An 18,541-nucleotide genomic window follows, 5' to 3' on the forward strand; every position below is an offset into this window, starting at 1 on the left:
CACGGGTGCCCGGCTTGGGGCGGGCCCCGGCCCGGGCCTTGGGCGCTACGGCACGAGAGAGGTGAGCGGGACGGACGGGTCGGCGAGGGCGCCCGGGTCGAGCTGGGCGCCGCTGCGGATGAGCCGCTGGATGGGCTCGGTGACGTCCCACACGTTCACGTTCATCCCCGCCAGCAGACGGCCGTCGCTCAGCCAGAAGGCGATGAACTGCCGCTTGCCGACGTCGCCGCGGATCAGCACCTGGTCGTACGAGCCGGGCGGCGCGTAGCCGGAGTACTCCAGCCCGACGTCGTACTGGTCGGAGAAGAAGTACGGCACCCGGTCGTACGTGACGTCCTGGCCGAGCATCGCGCGGGCGGCCGCCGGGCCGCCGTTCAGCGCGTTGGCCCAGTGCTCGACGCGCAGCCGGGAGCCGGGCGGGAGGGCGGTGCGCACCGGGGTGCCCTCCAGGAAGGCGAGCGGGGCGGAGGCGGCGTCGCCCGTCGCGAAGATGTCCGGGTCGCTGGTGCGCAGCGCGGCGTCGACGGCGATGCCGCCGCCCGACGCCCGGTCCACCACGTCCAGCCCGGCGGCCTCGGCGAGGGCGGTGCGCGGGGCGGCGCCGATGGCCGCCAGCACGCTGTGGCAGGGGTGCTCCTCGCCGTCGTCGGTGAGGGCGGCGAGCACCATGCCGTCCTGGCCGGTGATCTCGGTGAGCGAGGCGCCGAAGTGGAAGCGGACGCCGTGCTCGCTGTGGAGGTCGGCGAAGAGGGCGCCCAGTTCGGGGCCGAGGACGGAGTGGAGCGGGGTCGACTCGCGCTCGACGATCGTCACCTCGGCGCCGTAACCGCGGGCGGCGGCCGCGACCTCCAGGCCGATCCAGCCCCCGCCCGCGATGACCAGCTGGCCGTTGTCCCGGCCGAGGGTGGTGAGGACGCCCTTCAGCCGCTCGGCGTGGGCGAGGCGGCGCAGGTGGTGGACGCCCGCCAGGCCGGTGCCCGGGATGTCGAGGCGGCGCGGCTCGGCGCCGGTGGCCAGCAGCAGCCGGTCGTAGTGGATGCGGGTCCCGTCGCCGAGGGTCACGGCCTTGGCGGCACGGTCCAGGTGGGTGGCGGGCTGGCCGAGGTGGAGTTCGATGTCGGCCTGCGCGTACCAGGCGGGTTCGTGGACGAAGACGCTGTCGCGCTCCTGGCTGCCGGTGAGGAAGCCCTTGGAGAGCGGGGGACGCTCATAGGGGTGGTCGCGCTCGTCACAGATCAGGATCACCCGGCCGGTGAATCCCTCCGAACGGAGGGTTTCCGCGGCTTTCGCCCCGGCCAGACCCCCTCCGACGATGACGAACGTCTGGTGTGCGTCGACCACTTGTTTTCCTCCTCGCTGCCGGGCGGTGCCTCTGCGTTTGCTTCTACCCCGGTCGCGACGACCAGTCGCATCAGCCGGAGCTTTGGCCAAAGGGAGCCACCGGGGAGCCTCCCGCACCGAGCGGGGCGGGGGAAGGGGGCCGTGCGGAGTGGCGGGAACGGGCCGTGGGGCGTGTCGTTATGCGGTCGTACGTAGTCGTGCTTGGTCGTGCGTAGTCGTGCTTGGTCGTGCGTAGTCGTGTGGTGTCGGATGCGGCCGCTCGTGGTCATACGTGGCGTACGGAGCGCGGGGCCGTGAGGCGGGCGTGGAGCGCGCGGGCCGAGACGTCCGTCAGGGCGGCGATCTGGTCCACGATCGCGCGCAGCCGCCCCTTCTCGTCGCCCGCCGCGTCGGCCGCGTCGAACAGGGCGCGGAACTGCGGGTCGAGCCCGTCCGGGGCGCGGGCGATCAGCGCCTCGCCCAGTTCGGCGATCACCACGCGCTGGTCGGCGCGGACCAGCTCCTGGTCGGCGCGCTGGATGACGTAACGGTCCGCGACCGCCTTGAGCACCGCGCACTCCAGCCGGGCCGGGCGCGGCACCACCAGCTCGGCGCGGTAGCGGGTGAACCGGCCCGTCCCGTACGCCGCCCGGGTCGCGGCCTCGGCGGCGAGGCAGAACCGGCCGATGAGCTGGCTCGTGGCGTCCTTGAGGCGGGCTTGGGCGACGGACGTGCCGTCATAGCCGTGCGGCCACCACTCCTGGTCGAGCAGCCGGTCCAGCGCCTCGGCCAGCTCGTCCGCCTCGGCGCCCGGGGCGTAACGGGACGCGGCGACCGCGAACACCTCGCGCCGCTCGGGCTCGGCGAGCAGGCTGTTCGGGTCGAGATGGCCCGCGTGCAGGCCGTCCTCGACGTCGTGCACCGAATACGCCACATCGTCCGCCCAGTCCATCACCTGGGCCTCGAACGGGGTGCGGTGCTCGGGCGCGCCGCGCCGGAACCAGTCGAAGACCGGGAGGTCGTCCTCGTACACCCCGAACTTCGGCGAACCCGGGTCGCGGGGGTGTCCGCCGCGCGGCCAGGGGTATTTGGTGGCGGCGTCCAGGGCCGCCCGGGTGAGGTTGAGGCCGACGCTGACCGGTTCGCCGGTCTCCTCGTCGGGGACGAACCGCTTCGGTTCGAGCCGGGCCAGCAGCCGCAGCGACTGGGCGTTCCCCTCGAAACCGCCGCAGTCGCGGGCCACCTCGTTGAGGGCCTGTTCGCCGTTGTGACCGAAGGGCGGATGGCCCAGGTCATGGGCGAGGCAGGCCATCTCCACCAGGTCCGGATCGCAGCCGAGGGCGGCACCGAGTTCCCGGCCCACCTGGGCGCACTCGAGGGAGTGGGTCAGGCGGGTGCGGGGCGTGGCGTCCCAGGCCGGGGTGCGGGCGGAGGCGCCGAGGTCCGTGTCGGTGGCCGGGGCGGCGGGCACGACCTGCGTCTTTCCGGCCAGTCGGCGCAGCGCGGCGGAGTGCAGCACGCGCGCCCGGTCCCGCTGGAACGCGGTCCGGCCGGGCCGCTTGTCGGGCTCCTGGACCCAGCGCTCCAGGTCCGCCGCGTCATAGCCGGGGGTGGTCGTCGGTGTGGCTGGGCGGCCTGAGGTGCGGTCGGTGGTGGGGTCGGTGGCGCGGCCCGTGGTGCGATCTGTGGCGCGATCTGTGCTGCGATCTGTCGTACGACCTGCTCTGCGGCTCATACACCGACGGTAACCGCCCGGTACGACAGCGGAGCACTGGAGAGGGCCTGTTCGTAGCGGTGCAGCACCAGCCGGGCGACGGCCGGGTGGGCGCCGAGCGGGGCCGCGGCGATGCCGGGGGCGGCGTCCGCACACTGGGTGGCGAAGCGGCCGGGGGCGGTGAAGTACGAGGCCACGGCGATGTGGCGGCGATCCCCGGGGTGCGGGGCGAGGGCGCGTACGGCGTCGGCCACGGTGGGGGTGGCGGCGGAGGCGTACGCGGGGACGACCGGTATGCCGCCGAGCCGGGCGCTGAGCAGGGTGGCGGTGGCGGTGGCGTCGACGGCCGCGTCGGGGTCGCGGGAACCGGCGGCGGCGAGGACGACGGCGTGGGGGGCCTGGGGGCTGTGCTTGCTGGCCTCTCTCAGGCGGGCGTGCAGGGCCTCGGCGAGGAGCGGGTGGGGGCCGAGGGGGGCGGCGATGCGTGTGGTGAGGTTTCCGGCGGCCGCGGCGGCGGCTGGAAGGTCCTCCTTGACGTGGTAGCCGCGGCCGAGGAGGAGCGGTACGAGGACGGCCTCGCCGCGGAGCGCGGCGAGGGTGTCCGCCAGGAGGGGCCGGTTCAGCTCGATGTGCCCGAGCCGTACGGGCACGTCGGGGCGCAGGGCCCGGACCGTGTTCAGGAGGGCCGTCACGGTGCGCAGCGCCGCCGGGTCGCGGCTGCCGTGCGCCACGGCGACCAGGGTCGGGGCGGGGAGAGGGCGGGGCGATGCTGCTGTCATGCCGTGCATGACGTGACTGTGGCAGGGGCGTGTTGCGGCGCCGTTGCGTGGCCGTGACGGGTGATTGCGACGAGTTCACGGTGGGGGTGGGTGCGCGGGCGGTTTGGTGTGGGTGCGGGGGGGCAATCCCAGCGGTAGCTGGGGGAGGAACGGGTGGGCACAACCCGGCCACCGGCCCGCACTCGGCGGCGAAACCCGGACGGGCAGGTGGCGGCTGGTGGTCCCGGGCCCGGTGGCCGGGGTCAGTGGTGCCAGGCTTGGCCGTTGGTGTTGTGGATCATGCGCTGGAGGACCTTGAGGGTGGCGACGTAGTCCTCGTCGGGGATGCCGTCGTGGATGCGTTCCCGCATCGCCAGCTGGCGTTCGGCCGCGCGGGCGTGGAGGGCGCGGCCCTCGGGGGTCAGGTGGAGGCGCTGGGCGGTGGTGGTCAGGAGGCCGCGGGACAGGAGGGCGTCGATCTCGGGTTCCAGGGCGGCGCCCACATCCAGGTAGCCCTGGAGGACGGCCCGCACCTCGTCGCGGGTGCGGCCGTCCTCGCCGCCGTCGACGACCTGGTTCAGCGTCCACCACTGGGGCTGGCTGAGGCCGAATTCCGAGAGCCCTTCCCGGATGTAGGTCACGACCGCCTTGGAGGCGGCCCAGCTCCAGTAGCCGATGGGCTGGCGGATCAGTTCGGTGTCGCTGTGTGAGTACTCCATGGCGACGAACGTAGAAGTTGAACCAAGGTTGAGGTCAAGACGCGTCGAGTTCCCGGAGGTATGACGCGCGCGTCTCCTCGTCCAGGAACGAGGCCTGGAAGGAATTGCGGGCCAGGGTGCGCAACGCGGTCTGGTCGAGGCCGAGGGCGTCGCGTACGGCGGTGAAGTTGTCCTCCGCGTAGCCGCCGAAGTAGGAGGGGTCGTCGGAGTTGACGGTCACCAGCAGACCGGCGTCCAGCATCGCGGGGAGGGGGTGGTCGGAGAGGTGGTCGACGACGCGGAGGCGGACGTTGGAGAGGGGGCAGACGGTGAGGGGCACCTGGTCCGCGACAAGCCGCTCCACCAGGGTCTTGTCCTCCAGGCAGCGCACGCCGTGGTCGACGCGGTCGACGCCGAGGATGTCCAGGGCCTCCCAGACGTACGCGGGCGGGCCCTCCTCGCCCGCGTGGGCGACGCACTTCAGCCCGGCCTCGCGGGCCAGCGCGTACACCTCGCGGAACTTCGACGGCGGGTGGCCGACCTCGGCCGAGTCGAGGCCGACGGCGGTGATCCGGTCGAGGTAGGGGCGGGCGGACTCGAAGGTGGCCAGGGCCGATTCGGCGGTCTCGTCCCGCAGGAAGCACATGATGAGGCGGGTGGTGATGCCGTAGGCCTGGGGCGCGGCGTCGAGGGCGCGGGTGAGGCCGCGGATGACGGTGCCGATGTCGACACCGCGGGCGGTGTGCGCCTGGGGGTCGAAGAAGATCTCGGCGTGCCGGACGCCTTGCTCGCGGGCGCGGGCGAGGTAGGCGTTGGTGAGGTCGGCGAAGTCGTCCTCGGTGCGGAGGACGGCCATCAGCGCGTAGTAGAGGTTGAGGAAGTCCTGGAGGTCGGTGAAGGAGTACGCGGCGCGCAGCTCGTCCTGGGTGGCGTAGGGCAGCTCGATGCCGTTGCGCTCGGCGAGCGCGAAGGCGAGATCGGGCTCCAGGGTGCCCTCGATGTGGAGGTGGAGTTCGGCTTTGGGGAGCGGCGGCACGGCTGGGATCACCTGCTGGTTTCGCTGGTACGGAACGACTCCCCAAGGCTATGCGGGATGGGGCACATCGCTCGTTCGGGGTCATGCGAACGGATAACGGATACCTGGCGCCGCCCGTCGCCGTCACGTGCCGGTGCATCTCGTGCGTTGGAGACGGACATTTTCCTGACCTCCGGGAGCCCGAAGGGGACGACGCCGCCGAATAGCCCGGTGCAACCGACTCGCCCCTCGGGCGCGTCACTCAGCGCGATGGTGCTGGTGCGGCCGAGGGGGACAGGGCATGTGCAGGTGGGTGCGGCGGCGGTTGCCGCGGACGCGGCGGGGGTGGCGGAGGGTTTTCCAGGTCGCTGTGCTCGTCAGCGTGCTGGCGCTGCTGCCCGCGACGTGGCTGCGGCTGAGCACGGAGGGGCGGGTGCGGGCGGCGGGCGGGGAGGTGCCGTCGGCGCCGGTGGGGGTGGTGTTCGGGGCCGGGCTGTGGGACGGGGAGCCGTCGCCGTATCTGGCGCACCGGCTGGACGCGGCCGTCACGCTGTACCGGGACAGGAAGGTACGGGCGCTGCTGGTCACCGGGGACAACAGTCGTGACGACTACGACGAGCCGAACGCGATGCGCGCCTATCTGGTGAAGCGGGGTGTGCCGGACCGGCGGATCGTGAGTGACTTCGCGGGCTTCGACACCTGGGACTCGTGCAGCCGGGCGCGGCGCGTGTTCGGGGTGCGCCGGGCGGTGCTGGTGAGCCAGGGGTTCCATATCCGCCGGGCGGTGGCGCTGTGCGGGGCGGCGGGGGTCGACGCGTACGGGGTCGCGGTGGACGAGCCGCACGACGCGACGTGGGGCTTCGGCGGGCTGAGGGAGACCGTGGCGGCGAGCAAGGCGGTGCTCGACGCCACGTTCCGGCCCGATCCTCGGTTCCTGGGGCCGCGGGAGCGGGGTATCAGCGATGCGATGGCGGATGACAGATAGTGGTTTCTGTCATCCGATGGTTGTTTCCGCTACCACCCACGCCAGATAGTCCTCGTTGCCCTGGGTGATCGGCGTCGCGATCACTTCCGGCGTCTCGTAGTCGTGTGCCTCGCGGATGTGCGCTTCCAGCTCGTCGTAGCGCGCGGCGGTGGTCTTGAACAGCACCTGCCACTCGGCGGCGGTCTCGATGGCGTCCTGCCACCGGTAGACGGAGGTCACCGGCTGGCTGATCTGCGCGCAGGCCGCCAGCCGCGCTTCCACGGCGCCGCGCGCGAGTGCCTCCGCCTTCTCGGGGGTGTCGGTGGTCGTCAGGACGGTCAGGTAGTCGGCCACGGATGCCTCTCTCCATGTCGCGGGGGTGCGAACTGGCGCGCATCACGCTAGCCGGTGACGATTGAGGGAACCCGGCGACGATCAGATCAGGCCGATCGAGGGGCACTCATGGATGACCTCACCGCACTCGCCCGCCACCATCTGGATCAGGCGAAGGCCGATCCGCACGGGCGCAGCGCACATCTGTTCCTGCATGACGGGCCGCTGCGGCAGAGCGTGATCGCGATGGTCTCCGGTTGTCAGCTGGACGAGCACAACGCTCCCCCGGCGGCGAGTCTGCACGTGCTGCACGGTCATGTGCGGCTGACCGGGAGCGGGGTGCGCACGGATCTCATCGCCGGGCAGGTGGAGTGCGTTCCGCACGAGCGGCACGGGATGGTCGCGCTGGAGGACTCCGTGGTGCTGCTGACCGCCGTGACCGCCACCGTGGGCTGCCCCGCCCCCGGTGAGGACGCGCCGACCGCCGATTAGCGCGCCGCTCCGGTGTCGTCCGCGCTGACGCCGGAAGCGGTGCCCCACGCCCCGGTGCGGCTGCACGGCCGCACCGGGGCGATTCGTCAGGTCAGCCGATGACCGGGGCCAGGTCGATCCGGTCGAGGTTGGGGGCGTACGCGCCCGGGTTGGCGAAGGTGACCTTGTTGGCGCCCTTGGCGAGGTCGACGGGGACGGCCAGGGTCCAGTAGTCGTCCCAGCCCCAGGTGTTCTTGAACATCACGCGCCGGGGCTTCCCCTGGCCGACCGTGATGTCCGCGCCGCGCGAGACGATGTCGGTGTTGTACGCGTGGCCGTTGTCGCGGCGCTCGTTGTTGGCGTAGCGGACCGCCATCAGGTAGCGGCCCGCGGAGGGGGCCTGGACGGTGAGGGTGGCGGTGTTGGACGCGCCGTTGCCGAGCCAGCCGGCGTAAGCGCCGCCCGAGGCGTGCGCGCCGGACTCGGGCTTGGCGGTGCCGGACAGTGCGGCGCTCTCCGCCTCGTATCCGCGCACGCCTGTGTCGTCGCCCGCGCCCGTGACGTCCAGGGAGCGCAGCCGGACGGGGGCGGCTTTGGCCGGGGCGGCGGTGACGCGGTTGTTGCCCGCGGTCAGGTAGAGCCGCTGGGACGCCGTCGTGGTCGCGCCGTGCGCGGTGAGCTTCAGCGGGCCGCCGGTCGCGCGCGGGGTCACCGTGTAGTAGCCCTCACGGGGTGCGTAGACGTCGAAGACCGCGGCGTCCCGGGAGCCGAGGACGAGGGCGCCGGTGCCGGTTCCGCTCGCCGAGCCGTAGTCGTAGGAGGGGCTGCCGGTGGTGTCCGCGAGCGTGGCCTCGTACGCGGCGGAGGGCCGCGTGGCGGCCGTGAGGTCGACGCGGTCGAGGGTCACCTCGGCGGTGTCATGGGCCAGGGCGATCTCGTGGCGGCCCGCGGCGAGCCGGACGGTGGTGTTCTTGAGACCGCGGTAGGTCCAGTTCTCGGTGGAGGGGTAGGTGAGGGTGCGGGCCGCGCCGCCGTCGACCGTGAGCCGCTGGGTGGCCGGGCCGCCGCTCTGGTTGCCGTAGAGGACGGAGAGGTCGTAGTCGCCGGTGCGGGGCACGTCCACGGTGAAGGCGACCTCGCTGGTGTCCTGGTTCAGCGAGCCGACGTCCTTGGTGCCGGAGGCGGCGTAGCCGTTGGCGTTGGCGACGGTGCCCTGGGTGTAGACCTTGCCCGCGGTGATCGCCGCGTCCTCCGCCTCGTACGCCGCGTGCCACGGCATCCGCGCGGCCTGCGGGGTGCCGCTGCCCGCCGGGGTGAGCACGATCCGGTACGCGGACATGCGGTCCATGCCGGTGAGCGGCACGGTCACCGAGCCGTCCGGGCGGACGGTCAGCTTCTTGCGGGCCAGCGTGCGGGGTGCGGCGTGGGCGCCCTCGTAGCCGGACCAGGCGGCCTCCGAGACGGCGGCGGTGACCTGGCGGCCGAAGACCTTCGGGTCGACGTGGCCGACCGTCACGTCCGCGTCGCCCGGCGCCCCGCCGACCAGCACCTGGGCCTGGCGCTTGGCGGTGTCGTAGGAGGCGAGGCCCTGGAGGGTGTCGACGGCGTTCGGGGTGGGCGGGGTGACCTTGACGGTCCGGCCGGTCATGGTGGCGTACCAGCGGAAGAACCACCACGCGCCGTTGGGGATGTTGGCCTGGGCGACGCTGCCGGAGAGGTTGCCCGCGGCGTCCCAGTACGCCTGGTCGGCGTAGACCTTGTTGCGCTCGAACATGGAGACCCACTGGACCAGTTGCCCGGGGACGGACAGGTCGCGGCGGTTGGCGTACTCGTCGATGTTGATGGGGCGCGGTGCGATTCCCGCGCGCTTCTCCAGGGCGCGGTAGTCGTCGTAGTGGCCCTGGAAGTCGCGCAGGGAGTCCGGGCCCAGCTCATGCCAGGTGGTGACGTCGGGCAGGACCTTCCCCTGCTTCGCCCAGGTCAGGAAGTCGCCCATCAGGCGGGAGTGGTACGAGGACTCGTTGGGGCCCGCGATGCGGGCGTCCGGGTCGAGGGCGCGGATGCGGTGATAGACGGTCTTCCAGTCGCGGAAGAAGCGGTCCCGGTTCTTCTCGTACGCGGCCTGGTCGGCGACGCCGAGCTTGTACCAGATCTGATCGGGCTCGTTGAACGGGACGTAGACGAAGCGCTCGCTGTGGGGGGCGTCGGCGACGTCGCGCACGACCTTGTCGACCTTGGTGAGGTAGTCCTCGATGCCCAGGTCCTCGTACGGCCACTTCGCGTAGATGTCCTGCATCATCACCAGGACGTCGCCACCGCCGTTGCGGAGATACGACTTCGAGACGGTGACGGCGTCGCCGTTCGGGTGCTGGGCGCCGCCCTCCGGCTTCTGGGTGACGGTGGTGAGCTTCAGCGGTGCGAGGGCGGCGTCGGTCGGCACGCCGTCGTCGCTCAGGCCGTACAGCGAACCGTTGGCGCCGCGCAGGACGGGGCCCTCGGGGGCGGCCAGGTCGACGGCGAGCTTCTGGGCGGCCTCAGACGCGGCTGTGGGGGTGGTGGCGTCGGCGGGGACGGCCGCCGCCAGGAGCGCGGCGGCGAGGGCGGTGGCGGTGGCGGCCGTTCGTATGCGGTGGCCGGGGTGCCTGCTGGACGTGCTGGATCTGCTCATGCGCGGGGGGCCTCCGAGGGTGGGGTCGGCGGTAACGGGGCCGGCGGTGGGCCGGAGCTTTCGCGGACGATCAGCAGCGGTACGGAGACGGGGCGCGGCGCGACCGGCGCTGCCTCCTCCAGCAGGCCGTGCAACCGGCCGAAGGCGGCCCGGCCCAGGCCCGTGAAGTCGAGCCGTACGGTCGTCAGGGAGGGCGTGAGGAACGCGGAGTGCGGGGCGTCGTCGAAACCGGCAACGCTCACCTCGCCCGGGATCGCCCGGCCCGCCTCGTGCAGCGCCCGGATCACCCCGAGCGCGAGGTCGTCGTTGCCGCACAGGATCGCGGTGACGGACGGATCGCGGGCCAGCCGCAACCCCGCCTGGTAGCCACCGGCCGGATCCCAGCTCCCGGCCAGCGGGCGCGGCTCCGGCGCCCCGGCCGCGCGCAGCGCGTCCCCCCAGCCCGCGGTGCGCTGGCCGGTGCGGCGGGTGCTGGACGGGATGGCGACGTAGTGCACGGTCTCGTGGCCGAGGTCCAGCAGGTGGCGGGTGGCGGTGCGGGCCGCCTCCCGGTCGTCCGTCCACACCCAGGGGCGGTGCCCGGCGGGCGGCCGGGACGGGGTCTCGACGACGCCCACGACGGGGAGTTCGGCGGGTACGGCGGCCAGGGCGCGGACCCCGGCGGTGTCGTACGCCATCACGATCAGCCCGCCGCCGGTGTCCGCGGCCCGCCGCACCTCGGTCCGGACGGCGGCCACGGTGTCGGATTCCAGGACGCCGATGGCGACCGTGTAACCGGCGGCGCGGGCGGCCTCCTCGATGCCCTGGAGGGTGGCGGCGTAGCCGTAGTGGGTGGTGTTCGCGGTCAGCACGGTGACCGACCGGGTGCGTCCGCTGGCCAGGGCGAGCGCGGTGGCGCTGCGGCGGAAGCCGAGGGCTTCGATCGCGGCGAGGACGCGTTCCCGGGTGGCCGGTTTGACGCTCGGATGGTCGTTGATCACGCGGGAGACGGTCTGGTACGAGACGCCCGCGGCGGTGGCGACGTCGCGGATGCCGGGCCGCTTGCCGCCTCTTGTGTGACCGGTCACATGCACGCCAGGATTGTGACCGGTCACACAGGGGCCGTCAAGGGACGCGTCAAGCGGCCGCGGGTGGAGAGGGGCTGACGTGCGGGAGACGTTCACATGGGGCCATACGGCGCTCACGGCGGCGTTCGCGACCGGGCCGGACGGGGTGCTCCGGCTCGTCCGGCTGGGCCCGCCGGGCGACACCGCGCCGCCGGAGCCCGACGGCCCCCCGGTGGTCGAGGTGCTGGCGCTCGGCTACGGCAGCGCGTGGTCCGGTCAGCGCGGCATCGAGACCGTGCTCGGCGAGCGGCTGCGCTACCGGGGCCACAAGACCGGGACGGATGACAACGACGACGGCCGCTGGCACCGGCTGACGCTCGACCTCCACGACCCCGGCTCCGGCCTCACCGCCGAGGTCCGCTTCTCCTCCCCCGACGGCCTGCCCGTCCTGCGCTCCGAGGTGCGGCTGACGAACGAGGGCACCGGCCCGATCGTCGTCCAGGCCGTCCCCCACCTCGTCCTCGGCGGCCTCCCCGCCCCCGACGCGCTCGATGTGCACTGGGCGCGCAACGAGTGGCTGGCCGAGTGCCGTTGGAGCGCCGTACCGCTGCGCGACCGCATCGTGGACCTGTCGCGCGAGGCCCACGGAAACGCCAGCCGCGTCGCCCTCGTCCTCAGCAGCGTCGGCAGCTGGCCCACCGATGGCCAGCTGCCGATGGGCGCCCTCACGGAGCGCGCCACCGGCCGGGCCTGGCTCTGGCAGGTCGAGTCGCCGGTGGGGTGGCGGTGGGAGGCCGGGGAGCGGGGCGAGGGCACGTACGTCGCGCTCGGCGGCCCCACCGACGCCGAGCACCAGTGGCGCGAGCGGCTCGAACCCGGCGCCTCGTTCACCACCGTCCCGGCCGCCCTCGCGCTCGCCGCGCGGGGCGGGTTCGACGCGGCGATGGCCCATCTCACCGCGTACCGCCGGGCCATCCGGCGCCCGCACCCCGATCACACCGCCCTGCCCGTCGTGTTCAACGACTACATGAACACCCTGATGGGCGACCCCACCACCGAGCGGCTGCTGCCCCTGATCGACGCCGCCGCCCGGGCCGGTGCCGAATACTTCTGCATCGACGCGGGCTGGTACGACGACACCGACGGCTGGTGGGACAGCGTCGGCGCCTGGCAGCCCTCCACCCGCCGCTTCCCCGGCGGGCTGCGGCTCGTCCTCGACCGCATCCGCTCCCTCGGCATGGTCCCCGGGCTGTGGCTGGAGCCCGAAGTCGTCGGCGTCCGCAGCCCGGTGGCCGCCGCGCTGCCGGACGACGCGTTCTTCCAGCGCGACGGCGTACGGCTCACCGAGAACGGCCGCCACCACCTCGACCTGCGCCACCCCGCCGCGCGCCGCCACCTCGACGCGACGATCGACCGCATCGTCGGCGACTGGGGCGTCGGCTACCTCAAGCTCGACTACAACATCAGCATCGCCCCCGGCACGGACTGGGACCCGGCACACGGCCACGCCGCTCCCGGCGCGGGCCTGCTCGGCCACGCCCGCGCCCATCAGCGCTGGCTGGCCGCCGTGCTCGACCGCCACCCCGCGCTCGTCATCGAGAACTGCGCCTCGGGCGGCATGCGCATGGACGGCTCCTCACTCGCCCTCACCCAGCTCCAGTCCACCAGCGACCAGCAGGACCCGCTGCGCTACCCGCCCATCGCCGCCGCCGCGCCGACGGCGGTGCCGCCGGAGCAGGGCGCGGTGTGGGCGTACCCGCAGCCCGGCTTCGCGGACGACGAGATCCGCTTCACGCTGGCCGGTGCGCTGCTGGGCCGGGTCCATCTCTCGGGCCACCTCGACCGAATGACCCCGGGTCAGCTGGACCTCGTGCGCGACGCCCTCGCGGTGTACCGGCGGGTGCGCCCCGACCTGCCCTCGGCCGTCCCCTTCTGGCCGCTGGGGCTGCCGGGCTGGACGGACGCGTGGGTGGCGCTGGGGCTGCGTACGGGCGACGACCGGACGTACGTGTCCGTCTGGCGCCGGGGAGGCGATCAGCCCGAACGGGCCCTCTCCCTCCCCCACTTGGCGGGGCGCGCACTCCGTGTCGAACGCCTCCACCCGGCCGAATCCGCCGCCGAGACCACCTGGGCGGCGGACCGCGCCGAACTCACCGTCACGCTGCCCCACTCCCCCACGGCGCTCCTGCTGTGCCTGACCGCCGCCCCGCACCAACCTGCGCGCTAGGCTCACGGCATGCCTTCTGTGCTCCTTCTGGGACTCGACCCGCGACTGGCACCCGGCATGGACGCGGACGCCGTTCTCGCGCTCGTCGACACGGACATGGCCCGCCTCCGCGAGCACGGCGCCGACACCTCCACGGTGCTGCTCCCACTCGACGAGTCGACCGAGTCCACCATCGTCGGGGCGCTGGCCGAACGTTCCTGGGATGTCGTCGTCATCGGGGGCGGCATCCGCAAGCCTGAGGAGCTTCTGACGGTGTTCGAGAAGGTCGTGAACCTGATCCGGCGGCACGCGCCCCAGGCGGCCATCGCGTTCAACACCGACCCGGGCGACAGCGCCGAGGCCGCGCTGCGCTGGCTGTGAGCCGGGGCCGGTCAGGCGGCCGGGCGTCGTAGGGCGCGCAGCACCTCGGCGTCGCTTGCCGGGCGGGCGGTGTGCAGCATGCGGCGTAGCTCGTCCCGGTCGGCCGGGCCGCTCGGGCCGCGCGCGGTCACCGTGAGCCGCATGCCGTCGCGGTGCGCCGACAGGACGATCTCGACGTCCCCGCCGCCGAGGGTGCGGGTCGCCTCGCTGATGCCGCCGCCGTCCCTCACCGTGCAACGGCTCACCATGAACGCCACATCGGGCCGCCCACCGCCCACCGTGCTCGGCGTGTACGGGACGTAGTGGACCCCGAAGCCATCGGCCGTCAGCAGGCCGTTGCCCTCGTCCACGCGGTATCCGGCGGGCGGGTCGGGGAGCAGCAGGTCCTGCCGGGCCAGTGACGTTCCGGCCATCAGGCCCCGCATCTCCTTCTCCTGCTGCGACTTGTGGGTGACGGCCGTGCCGTACGCCACCACGCCGAGCACCGCCACACCGGATATCAGCCGGACCGTCACCCCCGCGATGAACAGCGCCGCCACCAGCGCGTACGGCACCCCGCACAGCGCGGCGCGCTGTGCGGGCCCGCCCACGTGCAGCGCGCCAGAGCGCCATGCTCCGATTCCGGCCGCGAGGCCGACCGTGCCGCCGAGGAAGACCGTCACGGCCCAGCCGAGCCGCCCGCCCGCCGTGCGGCACGGCCGCACCACATGGCCCACCGGGGCCACGCCGACCGCGAGCACGCTGACCATGGCCGCCGCGCCGATCGCGATCGCGGGCAGCCGCTCGACGTCGATGCCGAGCCCGTGGCCGAAGCCGATGCGGTAGGCGCGCGGCACCACCAGTGCCCCGGCCGCCCACACCAGCCCCAGGTAGAGGGCGAGGTGCGTCCATCGTTTCCCCGTGGCCTTCACGTTCCGATCATGTCAGGACGCGTACGGCGAACGCCTGAGTACCCCCACCCATGTCAGTCGCCGCCACCACCACCGCCACCGCAGGAGTGGCCGCCGTCGCCGTCGCCGCCGCCGTGGTCCGACGCCCAGTCACCGAGCGCATCGCCCAGCCGGATCAGACGGCTGCCGAGGCCGGGCGTCGGCGGGATCACCTCGCTGACGTTGCGCCGCAGTACGCCCTCCGGCAGGGCGGCGGGGCCCTTGAAGACGTACGCGGGGTACGCCCCGCTCTGCTCGGCCGCCTCCAAGTGCCGCCAGCCCGCGCGGGTGAGGAAGCGCCTGCGGCTGAGCAGGCCGGAGGAGATCATGCGGCGCTCGATCTCCTCCGCTTCGGGCGCGGCCCCCACCTCGCCGAGCAGGGAGAGCAGGTCGCGGGAGCGGCGTCGGCACAGGTCGAGGACCGCGCACTCGAAGGGGTGGGTGCCGGGGCGGTCGACCGCGTCGTCGATGGTGCGCACGCGCGAGACGCGGACGCGCACCATGCCGCGCTCGTGCAGCGCGACGACAGCGACTTCGATCATGCGCAACGGACCACCGGCCAGATAGGCGATGTCGTAGAGATCCAGCGTCTGCGGTGCGGGCTCGGGCTTGGGCTCGGTGGTGCGCCGGAAAATGCCCCTCATCGGAATGCCCCCTTCCATCCCTCCTGCTTCCTTGTCGTCAGTTTTGTCCGGAGGCTGCGGTCACGAACCGTGATCACGCCAGTTCAGAGGGAGATTTGAGGTTGCCGGAGCCCTGCCCTGGAATTACCTAAAGCTTTTAGGCTTATGCTTAAGCTCTTATGGGAGAAGGAAGGAAGGGTATGGCACCCGCATCCGAGCAACTGACCGAGACCACCCCCATCACCGCGCGACTCCTGCGCGGCGCCCTCGACGTGGAGCACACCGAGCACGGGGTGCTGCCGCACCGGCTGCCCGCCCGGGCCCGCGCGCAGTGCGCCGACGGGCAGTTGGCCCTGGCGGAGGCTCAGCCCTCGGGGGTACGGGTGGCGTTCCGTACCCGGGCGACCGCCGTCGAACTCGACGCGCTCCGCACCAAGATGGCGTACCGGGGTGCCCCGCCCCGTCCGGACGGGGTGTACGACCTGCACGTCGACGGCCGCCTGGCCGGACGGGCCAGTGTGACCGGGGGCAACGTCCGGATGGTCGACATGGCCACCTGGTCCTCAGAGACCCAGCCCGGTCCGGTCGGCACCGTACGGTTCTCCGGGCTGCCCGACCGCATGAAGGACGTCGAGATCTGGCTGCCGTACAACGAGATCACCGAGCTGGTCGTCCTGCGCACGGACGCCCCCGTCGGGGCCATGCCGGACGGGGAGCGCAGGGTGTGGCTGCACCACGGGAGTTCGATAAGCCATGGCTCCGACGCCGAGAGCCCCAGCACCACGTGGCCCGCGCTGGCGGCCTCGCTCGGTGGAGTGGAGTTGATCAACCTTGGTCTGGGGGGCAGCGCCCTGCTCGACCCGTTCACGGCCCGCGCGATGCGGGACACCCCCGCGGACCTGCTGAGCGTCAAGATCGGCATCAATCTGGTCAACGCCGATCTGATGCGGCTGCGCGCGTTCACCCCGGCGGTGCACGGCTTCCTCGACACCCTCCGCGAGGGGCATCCCACGGCGCCGCTGCTGGTCGTGTCCGCCACGTACTGTCCTATCCACGAGGACACGCCGGGCCCCGCCGCGCCGGATTTCTCCCGTCTCAGTGAAGGGAGGCTCCAGTTCCGGGCCACGGGTGACCCCGCGGAGCGCGCCGCGGGGAAGCTGACGCTCACCGTCATACGGGACGAGCTGGCCCGCATCGTGCGGCAGCGGGCGGCCGACGATCCGTTTCTGCACTACCTCGACGGACGCGACCTCTACGGCGAGGCGGACTTCGCCGAACTGCCGCTGCCCGACCAGCTCCACCCGGACGCCGCCACCCATCGCCGCATCGGCGAGCGGTTCGCCGATGCGGCGTTCGGGAGCGGCGGACCGTTCAGCGCCGCTCAGCGGGCGGAGTCGTGACGGACGCGGTGGCCGCCGGTCCGCGGCGCTGAACGCTCAGGAAGCGGCGTTGCGCAGGGCGGCGAACCGGCCGCGCGCCTCGCCGCCGTCCACCAGCCGCCACCCCGCGCTGACGTGGGCGAGGGCCGCCGCCCGCCCGACCCCCTCGCCGTCCGGCCGCAGGACGCGCGTCACGTCGAGGGTCAGGGCCCCGACCGCGAGGCGCGTTCCGTCGGGCCCATCGGTGACGTCGGGCGCGCTCGTGACGCCGGGCGCGCCGGAAGGCCCTCCCGGGACCGCTTCCGCGCTTTCCACCGCGACGGAGGGATCGGGGGCGTCGGACTCGCTCTGCATCTGCGGTACGGCGCGGCCCTGGAGGAGGGCGAGGAGCTGGGCGACGAGCACCGGGTCGTGGGTCCCGTCGTAGATCCACCGCTGCCCCAGCACCCCGTGCTCGGACGTGCCGATCAGGGCCTGCTCGGCCCCGTCGAGCGGGGCGGCACGGTAGCTGAGCGGCAGGTGGTACCAGACCGGCCGCTCCCCGGAGGTGTCCTCGACCACCATGAACTCGATGCCCACCTCCCCCGCCGGATCATCGAGCCGGAAACCCCCGGCCCGGGACAGCTCCGGCGCGCGCCCCGCGCCGAGGTACCAGGGCCGAGCGGGGAGCCAGGGCGCCAGAAGCTCCAGTTTGGTGGGGCGCATGGTGGTTTTGTGGATGACAGCCATGCCTCCTGAACACCGTCCGTCGGCGTGGCCTTCCCCCCTTCACCGGCGAGGCCCGTCCTCACATGTAGTCCGGCATCTCGATGCCCCGGCGGCGGCGGACATGGCCACGCCGACCCGCCAGGACCGTGATCAGGGTCCAGGCCACGGTGCCGGCGATCAGACCGCCCAGCCGGCCAGCGGCGTCCACGTCCTCCGCCTGCTCCATCGGCACGACGTCCTCCGGGTCACGGATGACATCGAGCCGTTCGCCCACCTTGGGGTCCCAGGTGTCGCCGTCGTACTCCAGCTTCTCCTTGAGCGTGCTTCCGTCCGTACGGCGGAGGGTGAAGCGGTGGTTGTCGCCGCCCGTCCCGGCCGCGCTGTCCGCCACGATCACCACGCTCTCGCGTACACCGCGCCGCTCCAGGGCCGCCTCGGGCGCGTACTGGACGGCCCCGACGAGGACGAACAGCGCGGGCACCACGGCCAGTACGGCCAGCCAGGCGGCGCGGTGGAGAAGCATCAGCAGCACGGCGAAGGCCAAGCAGAGGAACACCCCGAGCACGATGGGGATCACCTCCGAGCCCAGCGTCAGATAGGCGGTGCAGGTGATGGCCGCCGCGGCAGCCCACACGAATACCACCAGCGCGAGCGTGCGCCGCACCGTCTTCCACGGGTTGACGGCGTGCCCGACCAGCCCGTTCCCCGATGGGGCCCCGTTGCCCCGTATCCCCGTTGCCATCCCCGCTCCTTGGTTCCGCCCACCGCTCCCCGCGGGTCTCATCCGCCGAGGCGCCTGGTCGAGCGAACAGTATGAGACAGATGGCTAGAGTTGCCACATGACCTGGAGCGAGGAGGAGTACGTCGCGTGTCTACACGATGAGCGGCGCCGCTACGCGTGGGTCATGCAGCGGTACGGCGGCCTCGCACCGGCCCGAGCCCGGGAGACCGCCGTGGCGCATTACCCTTACGAGCCACGCGACGAGCCCTGTCGCGGGCTCGTCTTTCACGACGAAGCCTGGCACTGGGCGATGCGGGCGCTCCACGGGGACCGCTACCCGGCAGAGCACCCCGAGCTGATCGATCCACCACCCGAGTACCTGGCCCTCGGCTGACCTCTCATCGGGCCGACGGCGCGCGAGCAGGCCCGCCTCGTGCTGTGACCGGGAAGGTGTGCCGGGTGGCGGGGTCTGCCCTTCCCAGAACCGGTTCGGTGGGAGTCCGGGTACGGCGGGGCTCGTACGTGCTCGGCCACGCGTTGTCGTACTCCCGGTGTAGCGTCCAGGCCAGGGCCACATCCATGCTTTGCGGTTGACGGAGGAGCGGGG

18 protein-coding genes are annotated in these 18,541 nt (G+C 73.0%); 6 read left to right on the forward strand and 12 right to left on the reverse strand.

The genetic code is table 11. The features are described from left to right. Window positions 1–45 precede the first annotated feature (45 nt). The 5 genes from ACZ6CL_RS12595 to ACZ6CL_RS12615 form a co-directional block, all read right to left on the reverse strand. Window positions 46–1,341, reverse strand: coding sequence for an NAD(P)/FAD-dependent oxidoreductase (locus tag ACZ6CL_RS12595; RefSeq protein WP_468934776.1), 1,296 nt, complete (start codon window positions 1,339–1,341; stop codon window positions 46–48). A 265-nt stretch (window positions 1,342–1,606) separates the two neighbouring features. Then, entirely contained in the window at window positions 1,607–3,055 is a 1,449-nt protein-coding gene (locus tag ACZ6CL_RS12600) for a deoxyguanosinetriphosphate triphosphohydrolase (protein WP_468934777.1), read from the reverse strand. Further along, window positions 3,052–3,822 carry a sirohydrochlorin chelatase gene (locus tag ACZ6CL_RS12605; RefSeq protein WP_468934779.1) on the reverse strand — a complete coding sequence of 257 codons (771 nt, stop codon included), beginning with the start codon at window positions 3,820–3,822 and terminating at the stop codon, window positions 3,052–3,054. Before ACZ6CL_RS12605 ends, ACZ6CL_RS12600 begins: the two co-directional genes overlap by 4 nt. Window positions 3,823–4,055: 233 nt before the next feature. Continuing rightward, a complete protein-coding gene (locus tag ACZ6CL_RS12610) occupies window positions 4,056–4,511 on the reverse strand; it encodes a MarR family winged helix-turn-helix transcriptional regulator (protein WP_468934781.1) in 456 nt (151 codons plus the stop codon). Between the two features lie 34 nt (window positions 4,512–4,545). Continuing rightward, window positions 4,546–5,526, reverse strand: a complete 981-nt coding sequence (locus tag ACZ6CL_RS12615; protein WP_468934784.1) for an adenosine deaminase — start codon at window positions 5,524–5,526, stop codon at window positions 4,546–4,548. Window positions 5,527–5,806: 280 nt separating this feature from the next. On the opposite strand from ACZ6CL_RS12615, the gene ACZ6CL_RS12620 reads away from it, so the two are divergent. Then, on the forward strand, window positions 5,807–6,490 hold the full coding sequence (locus ACZ6CL_RS12620) for a SanA/YdcF family protein (RefSeq protein ID WP_468934787.1): 684 nt from the start codon (window positions 5,807–5,809) through the stop codon (window positions 6,488–6,490). A gap of 9 nt (window positions 6,491–6,499) precedes the next feature. Here ACZ6CL_RS12620 and cutA read toward each other — a convergent pair whose 3' ends face one another. Then, window positions 6,500–6,823: a divalent-cation tolerance protein CutA gene (cutA, locus tag ACZ6CL_RS12625; RefSeq protein ID WP_468934789.1), complete on the reverse strand. Its 324-nt coding sequence runs from the start codon at window positions 6,821–6,823 to the stop codon at window positions 6,500–6,502. A 108-nt stretch (window positions 6,824–6,931) separates the two neighbouring features. Here cutA and ACZ6CL_RS12630 point away from each other — a divergent pair, with 108 nt between their 5' ends. Further along, entirely contained in the window at window positions 6,932–7,294 is a 363-nt protein-coding gene (locus ACZ6CL_RS12630; RefSeq protein ID WP_468934792.1) for a cupin domain-containing protein, read from the forward strand. Between the two features lie 91 nt (window positions 7,295–7,385). Here ACZ6CL_RS12630 and ACZ6CL_RS12635 read toward each other — a convergent pair whose 3' ends face one another. Next, window positions 7,386–9,941 carry a CBM35 domain-containing protein gene (locus ACZ6CL_RS12635; RefSeq protein WP_468934794.1) on the reverse strand — a complete coding sequence of 852 codons (2,556 nt, stop codon included), beginning with the start codon at window positions 9,939–9,941 and terminating at the stop codon, window positions 7,386–7,388. Continuing rightward, window positions 9,938–11,014 carry a LacI family DNA-binding transcriptional regulator gene (locus ACZ6CL_RS12640; RefSeq protein WP_468934797.1) on the reverse strand — a complete coding sequence of 359 codons (1,077 nt, stop codon included), beginning with the start codon at window positions 11,012–11,014 and terminating at the stop codon, window positions 9,938–9,940. The genes ACZ6CL_RS12635 and ACZ6CL_RS12640 overlap by 4 nt, the downstream gene beginning before the upstream one ends. 73 nt (window positions 11,015–11,087) lie before the next feature. Here ACZ6CL_RS12640 and ACZ6CL_RS12645 point away from each other — a divergent pair, with 73 nt between their 5' ends. Together ACZ6CL_RS12645 and ACZ6CL_RS12650 are read left to right on the forward strand one after the other, a co-directional pair. Then, window positions 11,088–13,214, forward strand: a complete 2,127-nt coding sequence (locus ACZ6CL_RS12645) for an alpha-galactosidase (protein WP_468934799.1) — start codon at window positions 11,088–11,090, stop codon at window positions 13,212–13,214. Window positions 13,215–13,223: 9 nt separating this feature from the next. Beyond that, entirely contained in the window at window positions 13,224–13,574 is a 351-nt protein-coding gene (locus ACZ6CL_RS12650) for a hypothetical protein (protein WP_468934801.1), read from the forward strand. Window positions 13,575–13,585: 11 nt separating this feature from the next. Here the strand turns inward: ACZ6CL_RS12650 and ACZ6CL_RS12655 are convergent, their stop codons facing one another. Next, window positions 13,586–14,485: a hypothetical protein gene (locus tag ACZ6CL_RS12655; RefSeq protein WP_468934804.1), complete on the reverse strand. Its 900-nt coding sequence runs from the start codon at window positions 14,483–14,485 to the stop codon at window positions 13,586–13,588. 53 nt (window positions 14,486–14,538) lie between these two features. Next, window positions 14,539–15,147 (reverse strand): TIGR04222 domain-containing membrane protein, encoded by a 609-nt coding sequence (locus ACZ6CL_RS12660; protein ID WP_468934805.1) that lies wholly within the window; start codon window positions 15,145–15,147, stop codon window positions 14,539–14,541. 179 nt (window positions 15,148–15,326) lie between these two features. Here ACZ6CL_RS12660 and ACZ6CL_RS12665 point away from each other — a divergent pair, with 179 nt between their 5' ends. Beyond that, window positions 15,327–16,526, forward strand: a complete 1,200-nt coding sequence (locus ACZ6CL_RS12665; RefSeq protein WP_468934807.1) for a GDSL-type esterase/lipase family protein — start codon at window positions 15,327–15,329, stop codon at window positions 16,524–16,526. 36 nt (window positions 16,527–16,562) lie between these two features. Here ACZ6CL_RS12665 and ACZ6CL_RS12670 read toward each other — a convergent pair whose 3' ends face one another. Together ACZ6CL_RS12670 and ACZ6CL_RS12675 are read right to left on the reverse strand one after the other, a co-directional pair. Continuing rightward, window positions 16,563–17,234, reverse strand: a complete 672-nt coding sequence (locus ACZ6CL_RS12670; protein WP_468934810.1) for a maltokinase N-terminal cap-like domain-containing protein — start codon at window positions 17,232–17,234, stop codon at window positions 16,563–16,565. Between the two features lie 58 nt (window positions 17,235–17,292). Then, a complete protein-coding gene (locus ACZ6CL_RS12675; protein ID WP_468934813.1) occupies window positions 17,293–17,955 on the reverse strand; it encodes a hypothetical protein in 663 nt (220 codons plus the stop codon). A gap of 97 nt (window positions 17,956–18,052) precedes the next feature. Between ACZ6CL_RS12675 and ACZ6CL_RS12680 the strand changes: the two genes are divergently transcribed. Next, the gene (locus tag ACZ6CL_RS12680) at window positions 18,053–18,328 is read left to right on the forward strand and encodes a hypothetical protein (RefSeq protein WP_468934815.1); all 276 of its coding nucleotides are present in this window, start codon (window positions 18,053–18,055) and stop codon (window positions 18,326–18,328) included. Window positions 18,329–18,541: the final 213 nt, after the last annotated feature.

The sequence above is a fragment of the Streptomyces sp. NPDC041200 genome (genome assembly GCF_055591805.1).

Coding starts and splice junctions, on each gene's coding strand:
- ACZ6CL_RS12680 (WP_468934815.1), top strand. CDS start 18,053: ATGACCTGGAGCGAGGAGGAGTACGTCGCGTGTCTACACGATGAGCGG.
- ACZ6CL_RS12600 (WP_468934777.1), bottom strand. CDS start 3,055: ATGAGCCGCAGAGCAGGTCGTACGACAGATCGCAGCACAGATCGCGCC.
- ACZ6CL_RS12630 (WP_468934792.1), top strand. CDS start 6,932: ATGGATGACCTCACCGCACTCGCCCGCCACCATCTGGATCAGGCGAAG.
- ACZ6CL_RS12675 (WP_468934813.1), bottom strand. CDS start 17,955: ATGGCAACGGGGATACGGGGCAACGGGGCCCCATCGGGGAACGGGCTG.
- ACZ6CL_RS12620 (WP_468934787.1), top strand. CDS start 5,807: ATGTGCAGGTGGGTGCGGCGGCGGTTGCCGCGGACGCGGCGGGGGTGG.
- ACZ6CL_RS12665 (WP_468934807.1), top strand. CDS start 15,327: ATGGCACCCGCATCCGAGCAACTGACCGAGACCACCCCCATCACCGCG.
- ACZ6CL_RS12610 (WP_468934781.1), bottom strand. CDS start 4,511: ATGGAGTACTCACACAGCGACACCGAACTGATCCGCCAGCCCATCGGC.
- ACZ6CL_RS12670 (WP_468934810.1), bottom strand. CDS start 17,234: ATGGCTGTCATCCACAAAACCACCATGCGCCCCACCAAACTGGAGCTT.
- ACZ6CL_RS12635 (WP_468934794.1), bottom strand. CDS start 9,941: ATGAGCAGATCCAGCACGTCCAGCAGGCACCCCGGCCACCGCATACGA.
- ACZ6CL_RS12660 (WP_468934805.1), bottom strand. CDS start 15,147: ATGAGGGGCATTTTCCGGCGCACCACCGAGCCCAAGCCCGAGCCCGCA.
- ACZ6CL_RS12605 (WP_468934779.1), bottom strand. CDS start 3,822: ATGCACGGCATGACAGCAGCATCGCCCCGCCCTCTCCCCGCCCCGACC.
- ACZ6CL_RS12650 (WP_468934801.1), top strand. CDS start 13,224: ATGCCTTCTGTGCTCCTTCTGGGACTCGACCCGCGACTGGCACCCGGC.